The organism is Halorubrum californiense DSM 19288 (assembly GCF_000336875.1).
Classification (GTDB): Archaea; Halobacteriota; Halobacteria; order Halobacteriales; family Haloferacaceae; genus Halorubrum; species Halorubrum californiense.
Genome location: NZ_AOJK01000063.1, coordinates 123,300 through 140,894, shown reverse-complemented (window position 1 = coordinate 140,894; position 17,595 = coordinate 123,300). Strand labels below are relative to the sequence as shown.

The following is a 17,595-nucleotide window of genomic DNA, read 5'->3' as shown; positions in this document are numbered from 1 at the left end:
AACCCCCGATAACGGCGGACGGCTCACCGATTCGGACGGTGTTCGGCGGGATGAGATGTACAAAAAGACAGCGCAGCGAACAGAAGTGACCGTACGGACGGGGTAAGCCAAAATACTTATTTGATAGAAACAAGAGGTCGCCTGTATGCGTCGACAACACACACAACGCATTTCGCGACGGAAGGTCCTCGCCGGCGGAGCAGCCGGCACCTCCCTCCTGCTCGCCGGGTGTGCCGGCGGAGGAGACGGCAGCGATGGCTCCGACGGGTCCGACGGCGGCGATGGCTCCGACGGGTCCGACGGCGGCGATGGCTCCGACGGGTCCGACGGGTCCGACGGCGGGAGCGCGTCGAGCCTGTACTTCGCGCAGGCGAAGGGACCGCTCGACATGGACCCCGTCGTCATGAACGACGTGCCGTCCGCGCAGGTCGCCGGACAGATATTCGACGGGCTCTACGAGTACAGCGACGGCGTCAGCCTGGAGCCGAAGATCGCCGCGGAGATGCCGACGGTCGAACGCGAGGGCACGCGGTTCATCGTGCCGATCCGGGAGGACGCCCAGTTCCAGAACGGTGACCCCGTCACCGCGGAGGACGTCGTCCACACGATTATGGCGCCGGTCGAGGAGCAGACCGAGAACGCCTCCGAGGTGGACATGGTCGACACCGGGGAAGCGATCGACGAACACACCGCGCAGTTCGACCTCAAGTACCCGTACGGTGCGTTCACGATCGCCATGGCACGGAACGTCGTCAACGCCTCTGTCCGACAGGAGGACACCGAGGCGTACAACACGGAGCCGGTCACCTCCGGGCCGTACCAGCTCGCCGAGTGGGAGCCGGAGGGCTTCGCGACGCTGGAGCGGTGGGACGACTACTGGGACAGCGACAACCTCCCGGAGATCGGCACGGTCGAGTTCGAGCCGATCGTCGAGCAGACGACGCGGGTCACCGAACTTGAGACCGGAAACGTCGACATCATCGAGTCGATTCCGCCGCAGCTGTACGAGACGGTCGAGGCGAACCAGAGCGCCACGCTGACCGAAGAACCCGGTATCGGGTACTTCTACCTCGCGTTCAACTGTAACGAGGGTCCGACGAGCGACCCCCTCGTCCGCGAGGCGGTCGACTACTGCGTCTCGATGGACCAGGCGGTCGAGAACTTCGTCGAGCCGGCCGGCGTCCGCCAGTCCAGTCCCTACCCGTCCTCGATCTCCGAGGAGTGGGACTTCCCGACCGACGAGTGGTCGGACATTCAGCACGACCAGGACCTCGAGGAGGCGCAGGCGCTGTTCGAGGAGGCCGGCGTGCCGATGGACTACAACTGGCGGATCATCGTGCCGCCGGACAACAAGCGCGAGCAGATCGGCATCTCCATCGGTGACGGGCTCCAGAACGCTGGCTTCCAGAACGTCGAAGTCCAGCGTCTCGACTGGGGCACGTTCCTCGACACGTACAACACCGGGAGCGAGAGTGACTACAACATGTACACGCTCGGTTGGTCGGGCTCGCCGGACCCGGACACGTTCGCGTACAACCTGCTGAGCCAGGAGACGGAGGGCGTCACGAACGGGACGTTCCACGGCTACGACGAGGCCTCGCAGAAGCTGACGCAGGCTCGCGAGTCCGCCGATCGCGAGGAGCGCCGCCAGCTCTACGTCGACGCGACGACGTCGCTGCTCGAGGGACGCGTCCACCTCCCCGCGTACAACCTGAACAACTCCTACGGCGTGCGCAACGTCGTGGAGGGCTTCAGCTCGCATCCGATCTCGACGGAGATCCAGCTGGACGGCGCCACCGTGTCCCGGTAACTCGGTCGCCTCGACGGAGCCCGGGCCGCCCGCGCTCCGACGACCGGGATCAGCGTGAAAGGCCCCTCCGAAGCGGTCGCGGTCACCCTGACCGGCTGCCTACGGCCCGTATTGGTGTGTCGGCGGGAGCGAAACGGATAAGCGACAGCAAAAACCGAATCGAAGCAACGAGGATTCCACGACAGTGAGTTTACTTCGGTACACACTCCGGCGGTTCGCACAGGCGATACCCGTACTGATAGGTATCGTGACGATAACGTTCTTCCTAGCAAACCAGATCCCCGGCGATCCGGTCGAGATCATGCTGGGGCCGACGCCGGCACAGGAACAGGTCGAGGCGATCCGCGCGCGGTACGGCCTCGATCGCCCGATACACGTGCGGTACTTCGCGTACCTCAGTAGCGTCGCGGTGGGCGATCTCGGCCAGAGCATCTACTACGACCGCCCCGTCCTCGAGATGATCATCCTTCGGCTGCCGGTGACGCTGCTGCTCATGCTGTCGGCGTTCGCGTTCGCGGTCATCACCGCGATCCCGCTCGGCGTCATCTCGGCGAAGCGGCGGAACGAGCCGGCCGACCACATCTCACGGATCATCTCGCTCATCGGCGTCTCGACGCCGTCGTTCTGGATCGGGCTGGTGTTGATCATCGTCTTCGCGTTCTACCTCGGGTGGTTCCCAGCGCGAGGACTCGTCCTCCCGTGGGCCGACCCGTCGACCGTCCGCGGGGCGGCGACGCAGATGGAAGTGATCCGGCAGACGGCGCACCACCTGTTCCTCCCGATGATCGGGCTCGGAACGCTTCAGATGGCGCAGATCACCCGCATCGAGCGCTCGTCGATGGTCGACTCGCTTCAGGGCGAGTACGTGAAGCTCGCTCGGGCGTACGGCGTGCCCGAATCGACCATCGTCCGCAAGCACGCGTTCCAGGTGGCACAGCTTCCGGTGATCACCATCATCGGCCTCGGGCTCTCGACCGCACTCGGCGGCGCCGTCCTCACGGAGACCGTCTTCGGGATCCAGGGCATGGGGAGACTGATCATCACGGCGATCCAAAATCAGGACTACGAGCTGATCATGGGGACGACGCTCGTGTTCGGGTTCGTCTACGTGATCGGCGTGATCATCACGGACATCACGTACAGCTACCTCGACCCGCGGGTCACCTACGGTGACGAGTAATGTCGGTTAACAGCGCAACTTCGGACGACGACGTACCGGACGACGGCGAGGAAAGCGGCGGCGGGCCCGACGNCACCTACGGTGACGAGTAATGTCGGTTAACAGCGCAACTTCGGACGACGACGTACCGGACGACGGCGAGGAAAGCGGCGGCGGGCCCGACGAGGTCGAGGCCCGCGTCGGCCTGCGATACACGCTGAAGCAGGTCAAACAGGACACGACGGCGCGGATCGGGACCTACATCGTCGGGGTCATGACGTTCGTCGCGATCTTCGCCGCGTTCGACTACTACGTGCTCGACTACGCGATCGCGGAGGCGGTGCTGTACAACCCCGAGACCGATCCGGGGAACGTCCGGCGGCTGCTCCCGCCGGTCGGCATGGAGAACCAGTTCGGGCAGGGCGTGCTCGAACACCCGCTCGGCACCGACCACCGGGGGCGCGACCTGCTCTCCCGGACCATCTACGGGACGCGGATCGCGATGACGGTCGGGTTCCTCGCGACCGCCATCGGCCTCGGCGGCGGCACCGTCATCGGCGCGGTCTCCGGCTACTACGGCGGCTGGATCGACGACGTGCTCCAGCGGGTCACCGAGACCATCTACGCGATCCCGTTCCTCGTGCTGGTCATCGCGTTCATGACCGCGTTCGGGCGGAACCTCACGTTCGCGATGATCGGCGTCGGGATCACGGCGATACCCGTCTTCAACCGGCTCATCCGATCACGAGTCGTCTCCATCCGCGAGGAGGACTACGTCGAGGCCGCTCGGGCCGCCGGGGTGAAAGACCGAAACATCATCTTCAGACACATCATCCCGAACAGCTTCGCGCCGGTGCTGGTCCAAGCGACGCTTCAGGTCGGGGTGAGCATCCTCATCGTCGCCGGCCTCTCGTTCCTCGGCTTCGGCGCGCAGCCGCCGACGCCGTCGTGGGGACAGATGCTGTCGGCCTCGCGCGGGTACATGCTTCCCGCGCCGACGTTCAGCATCTTCCCCGGTATCGCCATTCTGATCACCGTCATCGGCTTCAACATTCTCGGCGACGGTCTGCAGGACGCCCTCGATCCGCGGATTAACAACTGATATGAGCGAACCACTACTCAGCGTACGCGATCTCAAGACACAGTTCTTCACCGAGGACGGGACGGTCCGCGCCGTCGACGGCATCTCCTTCGACGTCCACGAGGGGGAGATCGTCGGCCTCGTCGGCGAGTCCGGCGCCGGAAAGTCCGTCGCGACCTCCAGTATCCTCCGGCTCGTCGACAGCCCCGGCGAGATCGTCGGCGGCGAGATCGAGTTCAAAGGCGAGACGATCTTCGGGGTCGAAGAGGGCGACGACGGCGAACTCCGCCCGCGCGACGAGATGCTCACCGAGGAGGAGATGCGCAAGCGGATCCGCGGCCGCGAGATCGCGATCATCTTCCAGGACCCGATGGAGTCGTTGAACCCCGTGTTCACCGTCGGGGGACAGCTCCGGGAGTTCATCGAGATCAACCGCGACCTCGGCGCCGCCGAGGCGAAAGAGGAGGCGATCGACATGCTCCGGGAGGTCGGGATCCCCGCGCCGGAGTCGCGGTACGACGAGTACCCGCACCAGTTCTCCGGCGGGATGCGGCAGCGCGTGCTGATCGCGATGGCGCTCGCCTGCCAGCCCGACCTGATCATCGCCGACGAGCCGACGACCGCGCTCGACGTCACGGTCGAGGGCGAGATATTGGAGATGGTGACCGATCTCCAGGAGAAGTACGACACGTCGTTCATCTGGGTCACCCACGATATGAGCGTCGTCGCGGAGATCTGCGACCGCGTCAACGTGATGTACCTCGGCGAGATCATCGAGCAGGCCGAGGTGGACGACCTGTTCTACGACACGAAACACCCGTACACGTCGGCGCTGCTCGACTCGATGCCGCGGCCCGACCGGACGGTCGACGAGCTCAGACCGATCCAAGGGGTGATGCCGGAGGCGATCGATCCGCCCGCCGGCTGTCGGTTCCACTCGCGGTGTCCCGAGGCCCGGGAGGTGTGCCGCGAGGTCCACCCCGAGCCGCGGGAGCTGAGCGAGGAGGGCGGGGCGCCGCACACGGCCGCGTGCGTGAAACACGACGCGTTCGACGTGGGGTACGACGAGAGCCCGCCGATCGATACGCGGGCCACCGGCGGGTTCTCCGCCGGGTTCACGGAGACCGGGGGTGAGGCGGAATGACCGAGGTCGGCCCGCCGGAGTCGGACCCCGAGGCGCTGTTACAGGTCCGCGACCTCTGCAAGTACTTCGACAACGAGAGCGGGCTGCTGGCCGGCGTCCAGCTCGACGACGAGTTCCCGTACGTCTCCCGGTCGACCTCCGACGTCCGCGCCGTCGACGGCGTGAACTTCGACATCAAGCAGGGCGAGACCCTCGGGCTGGTCGGCGAGTCGGGCTGCGGGAAGTCGACGCTCGCGCGCACCGTCCTCCGGCTGCTCGAACCGACGAGCGGGAGCGTCTACTTCCAGGGCGAGGACCTCGCGTCCCTGTCCGGCGAGCCGCTGCGGCGGATGCGGAAGGACATGCAGATGATCTTCCAGGACCCGCAGTCGTCGCTCGACCCCCGGATGAAGGTCGGGCCGATCGTCGAGGAGCCGATGAAGGCCCACGGCATGCTCGACGAGGAGGGCCGGGAGGCCCGCGCGAAGGAGCTGTTGGAGAAGGTCGGACTCGACCCGCAACACTACAACCGGTACCCGCACGCGTTCTCCGGCGGGCAGCGCCAGCGCGTGAATCTCGCGCGGGCGCTGTCGGTGAACCCCGACTTCATCGTCTGCGACGAGCCCGTGTCGGCGCTCGACGTGTCGATTCAGGCGCAGGTCCTCAACACGATGGAGGAGCTGCAAGAGGAGTTCGACCTCACGTACCTGTTCATCGCGCACGACCTGAGCGTCATCCGCCACATCTCCGACCGCGTGGCGGTGATGTACCTCGGGAACATCGTCGAGCTGGCCGACAAAGAGGAGCTGTTCGAGAACCCGAAACACCCGTACACACGAGCCCTGCTCGACGCCATTCCCGTCCCGGACCCGCGGAGCGGCGGGCGGACGGCGCTGCTGTCCGGCGACGTGCCGTCGCCGATCGACCCGCCGTCCGGCTGCCGGTTCCGGACGCGGTGCCCCGAAGTGATCCAGCCGGACGAGTACGACATGACGGAGGACGCCTGGCGGAACGTCGTGGAGTTCCAGCGGGCGGTCGAGCGCCGGGCGTTCGAGGAGACCGACCCCGACATCCTCCGCTCGCGGTACTTCGAGGACGCGGTGCCGAGCGGCGACGCCGGCACCCTGCTCGACGAGGCGCTCGGACACATCGAGCGCGACGAGTTCGAGGACGCCGAGCAGATCCTCGTCGAGCGGTTCGCGGACCAGAGCGTCTGCGCGACGACGACGCCGGCCTACGAGGTGCCCTCGGACCTCACCGACGGCCGTCACTACTCGGCGTGTCACCTGCGTCGCGACGAGGCGCTCGCGAGCGCCGTCGACGAGCCGGCGGTGGACGACGCGGCCCGCCCCGGCGCGGGGGCGACCGAAGCGGACGACTGATCGGCCTCGTTTTTCGCCGTTCGGTTCAGAAGCGAAGCCGACCGCGAGATCCCGGCGACTCCCGGCTACCGGATCCGTATCTGCGTGGCGTCCTCGTGGCGCTCGTCGGCGCTGGGGACCGGCACGAACACGGAGACCGTGTGGTCGCCGCGCTCGGCTCGGACCGACCGGTCGAGCCCGTCGGCGCCGTCGGAGCGGCGGAACCGCCCGTTCCACGTGACCGTCGCGCGTTTCGTCTCGCCGGCCCGGAGCGACAGCGAGGACCCTTCGTCGGGCACGTAGCGACGCTCGTCCGTGGCCTCCACGACGCCGTCGACCGCCCATCCCCACAGTCGGCGGGTCGTCGTGGGCACCTCGATCGGGACCGGCAGGCGGTTGCGGATCGCGACGGTGATCGCGACCGGCTCGTCGGGCGCGTACTCGGCGGCGTCGGTGCTGACGGTCACCTCGATCGCTCTGCGGGCCACCGACCGCGGTACGACGCGGCCGATGGCCTCCGAGAGGTAGTTCTTCGTCTCGTCGAAGCCGGTTCGGTCCGTCTGGCTGTCGTGGCGTCTGTCGACCATGTGGGTCTCTGAGAGCGGGGAATTCGGAGCTTCGGCCGCCTTCGGGGCACGCCGCGGCCGACCTAATGCGCTCGGTTCACTCGCCTCTCACACCCCGGTCCGCTAAACCGTTTCGGGCACGGTCGCGAATCGGTGCCGTCGATCCGATCAGACGGTGTCGGTCCGCCGACGCGGTCCGCCCGAAACAAAAAAAGCCCGGCAGAACCGCTCAGACGTACTCGAGGATATCGCGGAAGTTGATCGCGACGGCTAACGCGAGACTGATGACCAGCACGATGATCGTCGCCATCGGGTCCATCGCCTCCGTGCCCTGGGAGTACACCACCATCCCGTACATCTCCTTGGTGAGCGCGTCCATCGTTCCGCCGACGAAGAAGACGCGGATGAAATCCTCGAACGATCGGAGCCAGGCGAACACGAAGCCGGCCGCGATCGCGGGAGAGATGATCGGAAGGGTGACGTCTTGTAGCACGGCGCGACCGTCCGCACCGAGGTCGCGCGCCCCTTCCTCGAGGTTGCGGTTGAACACGGCGAGCCTGGCGACCACCGGCAGGACGATGAACGGCAGCCCGTACACGGAGTGAGCGAGCACGGTCGTGAAGAAGCCGGACGAGAGTCCGACGACGCGGAACAGGATCAGGAGCGAGATCCCCATGATGACCCCCGGCATCAACAGCGGGACGATGACGAGACCCCTGAGCAGCGACTTCCCGCGGAAGCTATGCCGGGCGATGGCGAACCCCAGCGGGACGCCGAGCAGCGTCGCGACCCCGGCCGATACCGTCGCCACGAACGCGCTCTGTCTGGCCGCCGCGAGGAGCGACTCGTTGGTGAACAGGCTGACGTAGTTCTGGAGCGTGACTCCCCCGAGCGGGAACAGCACCGAGTTCTCAGTGAACGAGAGCGCGACGATCTGCGAGAGCGGGAGCCAGAGGAACACGACGATCCCGATCGTCAGCGCCCATATGCCGTACGAGGCGAACGCGGAGACGATCCGGTCGACGGAGACGGTCTCCGTGAGCCCGGGGCGCCCCACGAGACGCGACAGCCGGCTGTATTTCTCACTGTCCGACATGAGTCACCCCATCGCCTCCAGGCTGGTGGTACGCATCACGATCGCGAACGCGATGATCGTCGGGATGATGAGGAACAGCGACCCCGCCGCCCCGTAGTTGATCGCGTACAGCTCGTTTATTCTGCCCGTGAGCACCTCGGCGATCATGAGGAACTTCCCCCGGGCGAGGAACTGCGGCGTAATGAACGTTCCGAGCGCCGGGACGAACACGAAGACGCACCCGGTGATGAGTCCCTGTGCCGACAGCGGGACCACGACGTCCTTCGCGATCTCCAGCCGCGTCGCTCCGAGGTCACGCGACGCCTCGATGACGCCGTAGTCGATCCCTTCTAGGCTCGAGTACAGCGTCAGCAGCATGTACGGGAAGAAGGCGTGGGTGAGCGAGATGATCACCGCCAGTTCCCCGTACTCGAAGGCCCCGACCGGTTCGGAGATGAAGGGCATCGCGACCAGCGCGTTGTTGATCAGCCCCTGGCTGCCGAACAGGGAGAGCCACGAGTAGATGCGCACGATGAAGATGGTGAAGAACGGAACCAAGACCGCGAACAGCAGGATCTTGAACCGCCGCCCGGAGAGCCGCGTGAGCAGGTACGCGACCGGGTACGCGAGGACGACGGTCAGGAACGTGGTGACGGCCGAAATGCGCAGAGAGAGGATAAAGGAGTCGACGAACGGGGTCTGGAACAGCCCACTCTCCCCGATGAACAGCTCTCTGTAGTTCGACACCGAGAAGGACCACACCACGTCGTACGAGCTATTGATCTCGGCGAAGCTCACCATCACGAGGAACGCCGCCGGGGCCAGTATCAGCGTGAGCAGCCATCCGACTCCTGGCCCCGCCATGAGCGCGAGTTTCGCCCGTTCGCTCCGCCCTCCGAACGCGTCGTCGAGTTTTTTGAAGCTGCTCATCGTGCGCTCACGCGTTCTTGATCCGTTCGAACATCTCGATCCACTGGTCGTCCTTCTCGGCGGGCTTGAACGGGATCATTCCGTCGAGCACGCCCGGTTCGATCTGGAGCGCCTCCGCTTCGATGTTGTCCATCGCGTCCTGCGAGGTGTTCATGATGTTCCGGTTCTCCGAGAGCGCCGCGCCGGTCTCGGGGGAGATGTACTCGTTCAACACCTGGAAGGCGGCCTCCTTGTTCGAGGAGCCGGCTGTGACGACGGCCCCCTCGAACCAGGTGAGCTCCTCTTCTTTCGGCTGGGAGAACTCCACGCTGTCGACGTCGTTCATGATCCCCACGTGGGTGCTCCGGTTCGCGAACGACGCGACGATGTTTCCGTTCTGATAGTCCTGTGTGAGCGTCTCCTCGTCGTGGACGAACCCGAGGAGGTTCGGCTTGAAATCGATCAGCGTCTCCTCGATCGTCGTGAGCTGCTCCTCGGTGAACGAGACGGTGTCGCCCTCGAACGCATCGGTGTAGCCGAGCGCGAGCCCCGTCGCCATGATCGACTTGTAGTAGCCGTCGTACAGCGTGATGGCGCCGGTGAGGTCCACGCCTTCGTACTCCTCGCTGAAGAGGACGTCGTAGGAGTGCTCGTGGTCCTCCGGGAGCTTCGAACTGTCGTAGCCGTACGCGTACCACCCGAACTGGACTGGCATCCCGTAGACGTCCTCACCGTCGGAGAACTGTCCCTCCGCCGCGCTCTGGAACGTGGGATACAGCGCGTCGAAGTTTGTCATAATGTCCATGTCCACCGGCGCCGCCAGGTCGGCGTCGATGAACCGCGGGACGTACTCGTTGTTCGGGATGACGATGTCGTACTGTTCGCCCCCTCCCGCGTTCACCGTGGAGAACATGTTCGCGGAGCCGTCGGCGATCGAGATCTCCAGCTCGACGCCGTCGAGTGCCTCCTCGACCTGATCGTTGACCGCGTCGTATCCGGTCCACGTCAGAATCGAGACCGTCGTCGATCCGCCACCGCCCATACACCCGGACAGCCCTGCCATACCCGTAACGCCGGTCGCGCCTGCCGCTTTGATGAATTGCCGTCTGTGTACCATCGTCGTGAATCGACTTCTGCTTCTGTGTAATAAATCTACTCTGAGTAATACATGTTCATTGAGATATTGTCTTAATATACTTCTGAACGTTATATTCCTAACGTATTCATGGATCGATCATCATATTCTATTCGGCACCGTGAAGAACCCGCTCTCGGCCGCGAGACAGAGGAAACGCACAAGAATCCAACGATCACTGTTTTTATCCGAATTATTGTGCCTATTTACATATATAAGGACCGAGAATGTGTATACAGTATTGGGAATATGCCATCTAATTGGAAGAAAGCTTGAATAGTCGTGGTCTGGACGGTCGGGATATGACGACACCAACGACGGCAGTACAGCTCGACGGCATCCGTAAGGAGTTCGGTGACACGACCGCCGTCGACGGGATCGACATCGACCTCCAACGCGGTGAGTTCTTCTCGCTTCTCGGGCCGTCCGGGTGCGGGAAGACGACCACGCTGCGGATGATAAGCGGCTTCGAGACGCCGACCGACGGCTCGATCCGCATCGAGGGCGAACACGTCGTCCACCGGCCGCCGAACAAGCGGAGCACGAACCTGGTGTTTCAGGGCCTCTCGCTGTTCCCGCACATGACCGTGGCCGAGAATGTCGGGTACGGACTGAAGAAGGAGGGCGTCGACGCCGACGAACGCGAGCGGCTCGTCGAGAGGTATCTCGACATCGTGGACCTCTCCGGATACGGAGATCGGAAACCCCAGGACCTCTCGGGGGGACAGCAACAGCGCGTGGCCATCGCGCGTGCGCTGGTGAACGAACCGGACATCCTGCTGTTGGACGAGCCGCTCTCGAGTCTCGACCGCAAACTGCGCCAACAGATGCAGGTCGAGCTACAGGAGATCCACGACCGCGTCGAGAGCACGTTCTTCTACGTGACACACGATCAGGACGTGGCGATGAGCATGTCCGATCGCCTCGCGGTGATGAACGACGGGCAGATCGAACAGATCGGGACGCCCAAGGAGATCTATCGCGAGCCGGCGACCGCGTTCGTCGCCGATTTCATCGGCGACACGAACCTTCTCGACGGCGTCGTCGAGAACACGACGCACCCGCCGCGGCTCGAGCTCGACGCCGGAAGCGAGGTGACCGTCGAACTCGGCGACGCGTCCGCGAACGGCGACGTGGTCGCGTCCATTCGACCCGAAGAGGTAGAGGTCACGGAGCCGGGCGCCGGCGCCATCGACGGCACGGTCGTCAACCACTACTTCCACGGGGAACGGACGAACCTCGTGATCGAACCCCACGACGAGTCGCTCCCCAACCTCGACGTCGCCGTTCAAGGTCGGGCGAACGTCCCCGACTCCGGAGAGGTCTCGGTTGATCTCAATCCCGACGCGGTGAGCGTGTACGCCAAGTAGCCGTCCGGTTCGGCCGGCCGCGCGACCCGCGACGGTCGACGGGTCGGTCGTCGACCGGGCGCTCCGAATTCCAGAACACCGAACGTGAACGCAGACATCACTCCCGATCCGAACGGACGTATCGAACTCGCATGAACGAACGCATCGACGCGGCCACCGACTCCGGGGAGACGAACGTGTTGCTCCACCACAGCGTCTCGGCCGTCTTCGGCGACGACTTCGTTGAACGGTTGCGTTCCCGAGTCGACGGGGCGCTCCCGTCGGGCGATCGGGTCGAGACGGCGACGACCGCGGAGGAGTCCCACGCGGCCGTCGGCGACGTGGACATCGTCTTGACGATCCGATCGGTCAGCGAGGAACTCCCCGACGGAACGGCGCCGAACTGGATACAGACGCTTAACTCCGGAGTCGACTCGTACGACCTCGAGACGCTCGCGGAGCGGGAGGTCGCGGTGACGAACGCCGCCGGCGTCGCGGCCGAACCGATCGCCGAGCAGGTGCTCGGCTACCTGCTGGTCTTCGAACGCCGGATTCATAAGGGGATCCGCAGACAGGAGCGCGACGGCGTCTGGCGGCGGTACTCCGCGGGCGAGCTCAGCGGAAAGACCCTCGGGATTGTCGGCGTCGGCGCCATCGGCACGCGCGTCGCAGAGTTGGCCTCGGCGTTCGACATGGAGGTGATCGGCACGAAACGCACGCCCGAGACGGCCCCCGACGTCGTCGACGAGGCGTATCCGCCCGACCGACTCACGGAACTGCTCGCCCGTTCGGACTATCTCGTCCTCGCCTGTCCGCTCGTCGAGGCGACGCGCGGGCTGATCGGCGCCGAAGAGTTCATGTCGATGCGGTCCGACGCGGTGCTCGCGAACGTCGCCCGCGGGGAGGTCGTCGAGGAGGCGGCGCTCGAGACCGCCCTCCAACAGAACCGCATCCGCGGGGCCGCCCTCGACGTGTTCGAGGAGGAGCCCCTCCCGCCGGAATCGCCACTGTGGGACCTACCGAACGCCGTGATAACTCCACATATGGCGGGATCGACTCCGAAGTACGCCGACCGAGTCGGGTCGCTGTTCGAGGAGAACTACCGGCGCTACGCCGCCGGCGACCTCGAGGCCCTCCGGAACCGGATCGTCTGATAGATGGGTCGAGGAGGGCTCAGTCGCCCGCCTCGATCGTGGGCGCCTCGGCACGGACCGCGGCTGCCAACGCCGCGATCCCTTCGTCGATCTCGGCGGGCGAGGCGTGACTGAACGACAGTCGCGCGTTGCGCGTCCCTCCCTCTTCGTGGTAGAAGAACGACCCCGGGAGGTACGCCACGCCCTCGTCGATGGCGTCGTGGAGCATTCCCTCGGCGTCGACTCCTTCTGGGAACTCCACCCAGACAAAGAAACCTCCGTCCGGTTCGCTCCACGTTGTCCCCGGAGGCATCCGTTCGTCGAGACTCTCTAACATCCGATCGCGCCGCTCGCGGTACCCCGCTGACAGCTCCCCGACCGCCCGGTCGAGCCGGCCGTCCTCGGCGTAGCGAGCGATGAGGCCGCGGGTGAAGCTCGGCTCCCCGCCCGCGTTGATCCGGTCGAACTGCTTGACGAAGGACGGAGCGGCGATGATCCACCCGGTCCGGACGCCCGGAGCGATGGTCTTCGAGAAGGTGTTGACCCGGATCGCTCGGCCGGTCTCGTCGAGTGCCTTGATCGGCGGCGGCTCGGCGCCGTCGTACCGGAGCTGTCCGTACGGGTCGTCCTCAAGGACTAAGAAGTCGTACCGCACCGCCAACTCGAGCAGGCGCTCGCGGCGCTCCGCGGAGAGGGTCACGCCGGTCGGATTATGGAAGTTCGGGATGGTGTACAGGAGCTTCGGCAGCGGCTCGCCGGCCGCCTCGCGCGCGGCGAGGTCGTCGGCGAGCGCCTCGACATCGAGCCCCGACTCGTCCATGTCGACGCCCTCGATGTCGACGCCGTAGTTACGGAGGAGGCGCAGCGCGCCCATGAACGTGGGGGACTCGACGAACACCGTATCGCCTTGGTCGAGAAAGGTCTGACACACCGTGTCGATCGCGTTCGTCGCGCCGTTCGTCAGGTGGATCTTCTCGGTCGTACAGTCGATCCCCCGATCGCGGGCTCGATCGACGATCACCTCCGGGAGGGCGTCGGCGTACTCGCCGCCGCCGTATTGGAGCGCACAGTCGCCTTCGGCGTCGAAGAGGGATTTCGCCGCCGACACCAGCTCTCCGTTAGGGAACGAGTCCGGATAGGGGAAGCCGAAGCTCAGTGGGACGGCCTCAGGGTCACGGATTCCCCGCCACGCCCCGTATACGGAGCTGTCCATCGTCTCTTGAACGGTCTCGGTGAATAGGTGATCGAGCCCGTCCGACTGGTCGGGTTCGCGCATTCGATTTCGTCTGTTTACAATAGTGTCCGAAACATAAATCTATGGGGCAGATAGGATCCAAAACAACTACATATTAACAATATGGCTACCCTGTTAGTAATTTATGCTCGCCAATACTGATCGTTCTTAAGAGATCATCGTCGATCGCGTGATGGACGCACGCCGCCGATCAGTCGTCGCCGATCGAGACTATCTCCATCAGAGGGTAGCCGTCGGTCATCGTCATCCGTGTGTGGACGGTGACGCCCTCGTGTTCGATCCGCATCTCGACGTCCATCAACGAGCCCGTGAGCTCGGTGTAGTCGTTCTCATGGTCGATCGCGTCGGCGACGCGGTCGTCGCGGATGGCGACGGTCACCGACTCGCAGAAAGGCTGGTTCTCGATCGATTCCGCCATCGCCGCCTCAAGGCTCCGCGTGCTCGACGGGCTGACGGGGGTGCCGGCGAACTGGTGGTACAGCGAGCCGAACTTGATCCCCGCCTCGAAACACGCCTGCTGGGCGTCGGTTGCCATGGCGGAACGCGGCCGCGGGCGGGCAAGAAGGTTCGGACGGGAAGCGGGCGGAACGAGCCGGGGGAGGCGGACCGCGGTTATCGGTCGACGGCCAACGGGAGCAGTCCGCCGTCGTCGTCTCCGGAATCGTCGTCGGTCGTGTTGTCGCCGTTAGTGGTGTTGTCGTCGGAGGTACCGTCGTCGCCCGTGTTGCCGTCGCTCGTATCTCCGTCGCTCGTCCCGCCGTCGTCGGTCGTGGTTCCGTCGTCGCTCGTTCCGTCTCCCGAGCCGTCCGAGTCGGTCGTGTTTCCGTCGTCGGCCTCCTCGCCCCGGTCGATCCCCTCGTCGAAGATGTCGGTCTCGATCGTCTCCTCGTAGGTCAGCGCGTCCAGCGGGACGGTGACCGACTCGCCGCCGGGGAGTTCGACCACCGCGTAGAACTCGATCTGGAGGTCACTCACCTGGTGGCCATTGTCCGACTCGTTGAGGTGGGTCACCCACCAGTCGTCGAGGCGTTCGTTGCGGAGCGCGGCCGACAGTTCGACCGTCTCGGAGCCGTACGAGGGGATGACGTACTCTTCCTCGGTCGAGCCGGACCCCATCTCGACGCCGTTCATCGTGACGTCGTAGCCGATCTCGGAGACCACGTACGGTTCGAGGTTGGGGTTGTACACGTCGAACTCCATCTCGATCGGCGTCTCGGCCTCGCTCACGGTCCCCCAGCGCCCCCGCGTCTCGTTGACGTAGAGGACCGGGTCGTCGACCAGCGGCGCGTCGGCGTTCACCGGGCGGGTCTCCTCGGAGGTGAACGCGCCGATGAGGTCCGTCTCTATCTCGCGGGTGCGGGTGAGGTTCGTGCCTCGACCGAGGAGGTCGGAGGTGACCCGGGCGTCTATCGCGACGGTCGTCCGCTCGCCGTTGCGGACGTGGCTGGTCCACCACGGCGGGATCGCGTCGTTGTCCAGTTCCGTCTCGAACGCGAGCGAGGAGTTGCCGGACGCGACGCTGACGCCCTCGCGGCCGCCGCGGGCCATCTCGACGTCGTTCATCGAGACGGTGTAGTTGACCGAGACGCCGTCGAGGCCGATCCCGATGGGGTTCGGGTTCGAGACGACCAAGTCGGTCTCGACGACCGTCGTCTCGTTCGTCACGTCGCCGAAGGAGTTGTTCACGGCGGCGACGCTCGGGACGCCGAGGACGCCGAGGGCGAACGCCCCGCCGACCGCGGCGGCGACGACGAGCAGTCCGACGAGCGCGATCCGGAGCTTCCCCGCGGTGAGCGCCGAAACGATGCCCTTCAGAGCCATACCGGCCTGATTCGATCGGCGGATAAAGTCGTGTCGCTCGGGGAAGCGGCGTCGACGAGCGAATCGGTCGCCGACCGCGGTCGACGTGCGGGAACGAGGAACCGAAGGCGTTTGGTGCGGCGGGCGGAACGGGCGGACATGAACTACCTCCGCGTCAGCGGCGGACGAGTGCTCCGGCCCGACGGCCGGGTCGAGCGGGCGGACGTCGCGGTCGACCGCGACGAGGGGACGATTCGGGCCGTGGGGTCGCCGGACGAGGTCGACGAGGCGGTCGGCGAGGGGGCCGCCGAGACGCTCGACGCGTCGGGGTCGCTCGTGATCCCGGGGCTCGTCAACGCCCACACGCACGTCGCGATGACGCTGCTCCGCGGGTACGCGGACGACAAGCCGCTCGACCCGTGGCTCCGCGAGGACATCTGGCCGGCGGAGGCCGAACTGACGCCCGCCGACGTCGAGGCGGGCGCGGAACTCGGCGCGCTGGAGATGATCCGGTCGGGGACGACCGCGTTCGCGGACATGTACTTCGCGATGGAGCGCGTCGCGGACGCCGTCGACCGCGCGGGGCTGCGCGCGCGGCTCGGGCACGGCGTCGTCACGGTCGGGAAAGGCGACGCGGACGCCCGCGCGGACGTCGAGGAGAGCCTCGCTGTCGCCCGCGAGCTCGACGGCGCGGCGGACGGCCGGATCCGGACCGCGTTCATGCCGCACTCGCTGACGACGGTCGGCGAGGCGTTCCTCCGCGAGGGCGTCGCGGAGGCGCGCGAGGCGGGCGTGCCCGTCCACCTCCACGCGAACGAGACGACCGACGAGGTCGCCCCCATCGTCGACGAGCGCGGTGAGCGACCGATGGCGTACGCCGACGACCTCGACGCGCTCGGTCCGGACGACTTCTTCGCGCACGGCGTCCACGTCGACGACTCGGAGATCGACCGGCTCGCCGGGTCGGGGACCGCGGTCGTCCACTGCCCGGCCTCGAACATGAAGCTCGCCAGCGGGATGGCGCCGGTTCAACGGCTCCGCGAGGCGGGCGTGACTGTCGCGCTCGGCACCGACGGGGCGGCCTCGAACAACGACCTCGACGTGTTCGACGAGATGCGCGACGCCGCCATGCTCGGGAAACTGGCCGCGGACGACGCGAGCGCGGTCCCCGCCGGCGCCGTCGTGGAGATGGCGACGCGGGGGGGCGCGGACGCTCTCGGGCTCCCCGGCGGCCGGATCGAGGCTGGCGCGGCCGCCGACCTCGCGGTTGTCGACCTCGACGCACCGCACCTGACGCCGGTCCACGACCCCGTCTCGCACCTCGCGTACGCGGCCGGCGGGAGCGACGTGCGCCACACCGTCTGCGACGGCCGGATCCTCATGCGCGACCGCGAGGTGCTGACGCTGGACGCCGAGGCGGTTCAGGAGCGCGCCGCGGACGCCGCGAGCGACCTCGTCGACCGCGTCGAACCGGCGTAGCGGATGCGCAGCTGGTTATAAATAGATCCGCGGTGGCGCGCGCCTCCGAGTGGCCGACAGGCCACGAGGAGCGCGTGCGAGGGAGTCGCTGGCCCCGGAGCGAAGCGGAGGGTGCCAGCGACGAGGCTGGGGAGGTGTGAGGTTGCGGTGCTGTGCGTTCCCGCGAGCGAAGCGAGCGGGAGCACGGAAGTCGCAGCCCGCGCAGCGAAGCGAGCAGGAACGTCTTCCGGAGGGGCGGGACTCNGTGCGTTCCCGCGAGCGAAGCGAGCGGGAGCACGGAAGTCGCAGCCCGCGCAGCGAAGCGAGCAGGAACGTCTTCCGGAGGGGCGGGACTCAAAGGGGCAGTCGCGAGGCGGACGC

General features: G+C 66.2%; 15 protein-coding genes. 8 read left to right on the top strand and 7 right to left on the bottom strand.

Translation table 11 applies throughout. The features are described from left to right. The first annotated feature begins 145 nt into the window (after window positions 1–145). The 5 genes from C463_RS12410 (at window position 146) to C463_RS12390 (ending at window position 6,555) form a co-directional block, all read left to right on the top strand. Window positions 146–1,810, top strand: a complete 1,665-nt coding sequence (locus tag C463_RS12410) for an ABC transporter substrate-binding protein (protein ID WP_008444274.1) — start codon at window positions 146–148, stop codon at window positions 1,808–1,810. Window positions 1,811–1,994: 184 nt separating this feature from the next. Continuing rightward, complete coding sequence (locus C463_RS12405; RefSeq protein ID WP_274595620.1) at window positions 1,995–2,990, top strand: ABC transporter permease; 996 nt, start codon at window positions 1,995–1,997, stop codon at window positions 2,988–2,990. 91 nt (window positions 2,991–3,081) lie between these two features. Next, entirely contained in the window at window positions 3,082–4,071 is a 990-nt protein-coding gene (locus tag C463_RS12400) for an ABC transporter permease (protein ID WP_008444272.1), read from the top strand. Between the two features lies 1 nt (window position 4,072). Next, on the top strand, window positions 4,073–5,194 hold the full coding sequence (locus tag C463_RS12395) for an ABC transporter ATP-binding protein (protein ID WP_008444266.1): 1,122 nt from the start codon (window positions 4,073–4,075) through the stop codon (window positions 5,192–5,194). Then, window positions 5,191–6,555, top strand: coding sequence for an ABC transporter ATP-binding protein (locus C463_RS12390; protein ID WP_008444265.1), 1,365 nt, complete (start codon window positions 5,191–5,193; stop codon window positions 6,553–6,555). Before C463_RS12395 ends, C463_RS12390 begins: the two co-directional genes overlap by 4 nt. A gap of 65 nt (window positions 6,556–6,620) precedes the next feature. On the opposite strand, the gene C463_RS12385 is transcribed toward C463_RS12390, so the two are convergent. The 4 genes from C463_RS12385 to C463_RS12370 form a co-directional block, all read right to left on the bottom strand. Beyond that, complete coding sequence (locus tag C463_RS12385; protein WP_008444263.1) at window positions 6,621–7,121, bottom strand: hypothetical protein; 501 nt, start codon at window positions 7,119–7,121, stop codon at window positions 6,621–6,623. A 208-nt stretch (window positions 7,122–7,329) separates the two neighbouring features. Continuing rightward, window positions 7,330–8,196 carry an ABC transporter permease gene (locus tag C463_RS12380; RefSeq protein WP_008444262.1) on the bottom strand — a complete coding sequence of 289 codons (867 nt, stop codon included), beginning with the start codon at window positions 8,194–8,196 and terminating at the stop codon, window positions 7,330–7,332. A gap of 3 nt (window positions 8,197–8,199) precedes the next feature. After that, complete coding sequence (locus tag C463_RS12375; protein WP_008444261.1) at window positions 8,200–9,105, bottom strand: ABC transporter permease; 906 nt, start codon at window positions 9,103–9,105, stop codon at window positions 8,200–8,202. Window positions 9,106–9,112: 7 nt separating this feature from the next. Next, window positions 9,113–10,147, bottom strand: a complete 1,035-nt coding sequence (locus C463_RS12370; protein ID WP_049905897.1) for an ABC transporter substrate-binding protein — start codon at window positions 10,145–10,147, stop codon at window positions 9,113–9,115. Between the two features lie 374 nt (window positions 10,148–10,521). Here C463_RS12370 and C463_RS12365 point away from each other — a divergent pair, with 374 nt between their 5' ends. Next, window positions 10,522–11,589, top strand: coding sequence for an ABC transporter ATP-binding protein (locus C463_RS12365; RefSeq protein ID WP_008444259.1), 1,068 nt, complete (start codon window positions 10,522–10,524; stop codon window positions 11,587–11,589). A 131-nt stretch (window positions 11,590–11,720) separates the two neighbouring features. After that, window positions 11,721–12,722, top strand: coding sequence for a D-2-hydroxyacid dehydrogenase (locus tag C463_RS12360; RefSeq protein WP_008444258.1), 1,002 nt, complete (start codon window positions 11,721–11,723; stop codon window positions 12,720–12,722). Window positions 12,723–12,741: 19 nt separating this feature from the next. Here the strand turns inward: C463_RS12360 and C463_RS12355 are convergent, their stop codons facing one another. The 3 genes from C463_RS12355 to C463_RS12345 all read right to left on the bottom strand — a co-directional run bounded on the left by C463_RS12355 (window position 12,742) and on the right by C463_RS12345 (window position 15,777). Then, window positions 12,742–13,977, bottom strand: coding sequence for an aminotransferase-like domain-containing protein (locus C463_RS12355; protein WP_008444257.1), 1,236 nt, complete (start codon window positions 13,975–13,977; stop codon window positions 12,742–12,744). 169 nt (window positions 13,978–14,146) lie between these two features. Further along, window positions 14,147–14,491, bottom strand: a complete 345-nt coding sequence (locus C463_RS12350; RefSeq protein WP_008444256.1) for a dihydroneopterin aldolase family protein — start codon at window positions 14,489–14,491, stop codon at window positions 14,147–14,149. A gap of 77 nt (window positions 14,492–14,568) precedes the next feature. Beyond that, window positions 14,569–15,777: an LEA type 2 family protein gene (locus tag C463_RS12345; RefSeq protein WP_008444254.1), complete on the bottom strand. Its 1,209-nt coding sequence runs from the start codon at window positions 15,775–15,777 to the stop codon at window positions 14,569–14,571. Between the two features lie 138 nt (window positions 15,778–15,915). Between C463_RS12345 and C463_RS12340 the strand changes: the two genes are divergently transcribed. Beyond that, entirely contained in the window at window positions 15,916–17,235 is a 1,320-nt protein-coding gene (locus C463_RS12340; protein ID WP_008444252.1) for an amidohydrolase, read from the top strand. The last annotated feature ends 360 nt before the right edge of the window (window positions 17,236–17,595 follow it).

What these genes read in the sequence shown, in the direction of transcription:
- C463_RS12365 (WP_008444259.1), top strand. Translation starts at nt 10,522, where the DNA reads ATGACGACACCAACGACGGCAGTACAGCTCGACGGCATCCGTAAGGAG.
- C463_RS12355 (WP_008444257.1), bottom strand. Translation starts at nt 13,977, where the DNA reads ATGCGCGAACCCGACCAGTCGGACGGGCTCGATCACCTATTCACCGAG.
- C463_RS12370 (WP_049905897.1), bottom strand. Translation starts at nt 10,147, where the DNA reads ATGGCAGGGCTGTCCGGGTGTATGGGCGGTGGCGGATCGACGACGGTC.
- C463_RS12400 (WP_008444272.1), top strand. Translation starts at nt 3,082, where the DNA reads ATGTCGGTTAACAGCGCAACTTCGGACGACGACGTACCGGACGACGGC.
- C463_RS12385 (WP_008444263.1), bottom strand. Translation starts at nt 7,121, where the DNA reads ATGGTCGACAGACGCCACGACAGCCAGACGGACCGAACCGGCTTCGAC.
- C463_RS12350 (WP_008444256.1), bottom strand. Translation starts at nt 14,491, where the DNA reads ATGGCAACCGACGCCCAGCAGGCGTGTTTCGAGGCGGGGATCAAGTTC.
- C463_RS12395 (WP_008444266.1), top strand. Translation starts at nt 4,073, where the DNA reads ATGAGCGAACCACTACTCAGCGTACGCGATCTCAAGACACAGTTCTTC.
- C463_RS12375 (WP_008444261.1), bottom strand. Translation starts at nt 9,105, where the DNA reads ATGAGCAGCTTCAAAAAACTCGACGACGCGTTCGGAGGGCGGAGCGAA.
- C463_RS12345 (WP_008444254.1), bottom strand. Translation starts at nt 15,777, where the DNA reads ATGGCTCTGAAGGGCATCGTTTCGGCGCTCACCGCGGGGAAGCTCCGG.
- C463_RS12390 (WP_008444265.1), top strand. Translation starts at nt 5,191, where the DNA reads ATGACCGAGGTCGGCCCGCCGGAGTCGGACCCCGAGGCGCTGTTACAG.
- C463_RS12360 (WP_008444258.1), top strand. Translation starts at nt 11,721, where the DNA reads ATGAACGAACGCATCGACGCGGCCACCGACTCCGGGGAGACGAACGTG.
- C463_RS12380 (WP_008444262.1), bottom strand. Translation starts at nt 8,196, where the DNA reads ATGTCGGACAGTGAGAAATACAGCCGGCTGTCGCGTCTCGTGGGGCGC.
- C463_RS12410 (WP_008444274.1), top strand. Translation starts at nt 146, where the DNA reads ATGCGTCGACAACACACACAACGCATTTCGCGACGGAAGGTCCTCGCC.
- C463_RS12340 (WP_008444252.1), top strand. Translation starts at nt 15,916, where the DNA reads ATGAACTACCTCCGCGTCAGCGGCGGACGAGTGCTCCGGCCCGACGGC.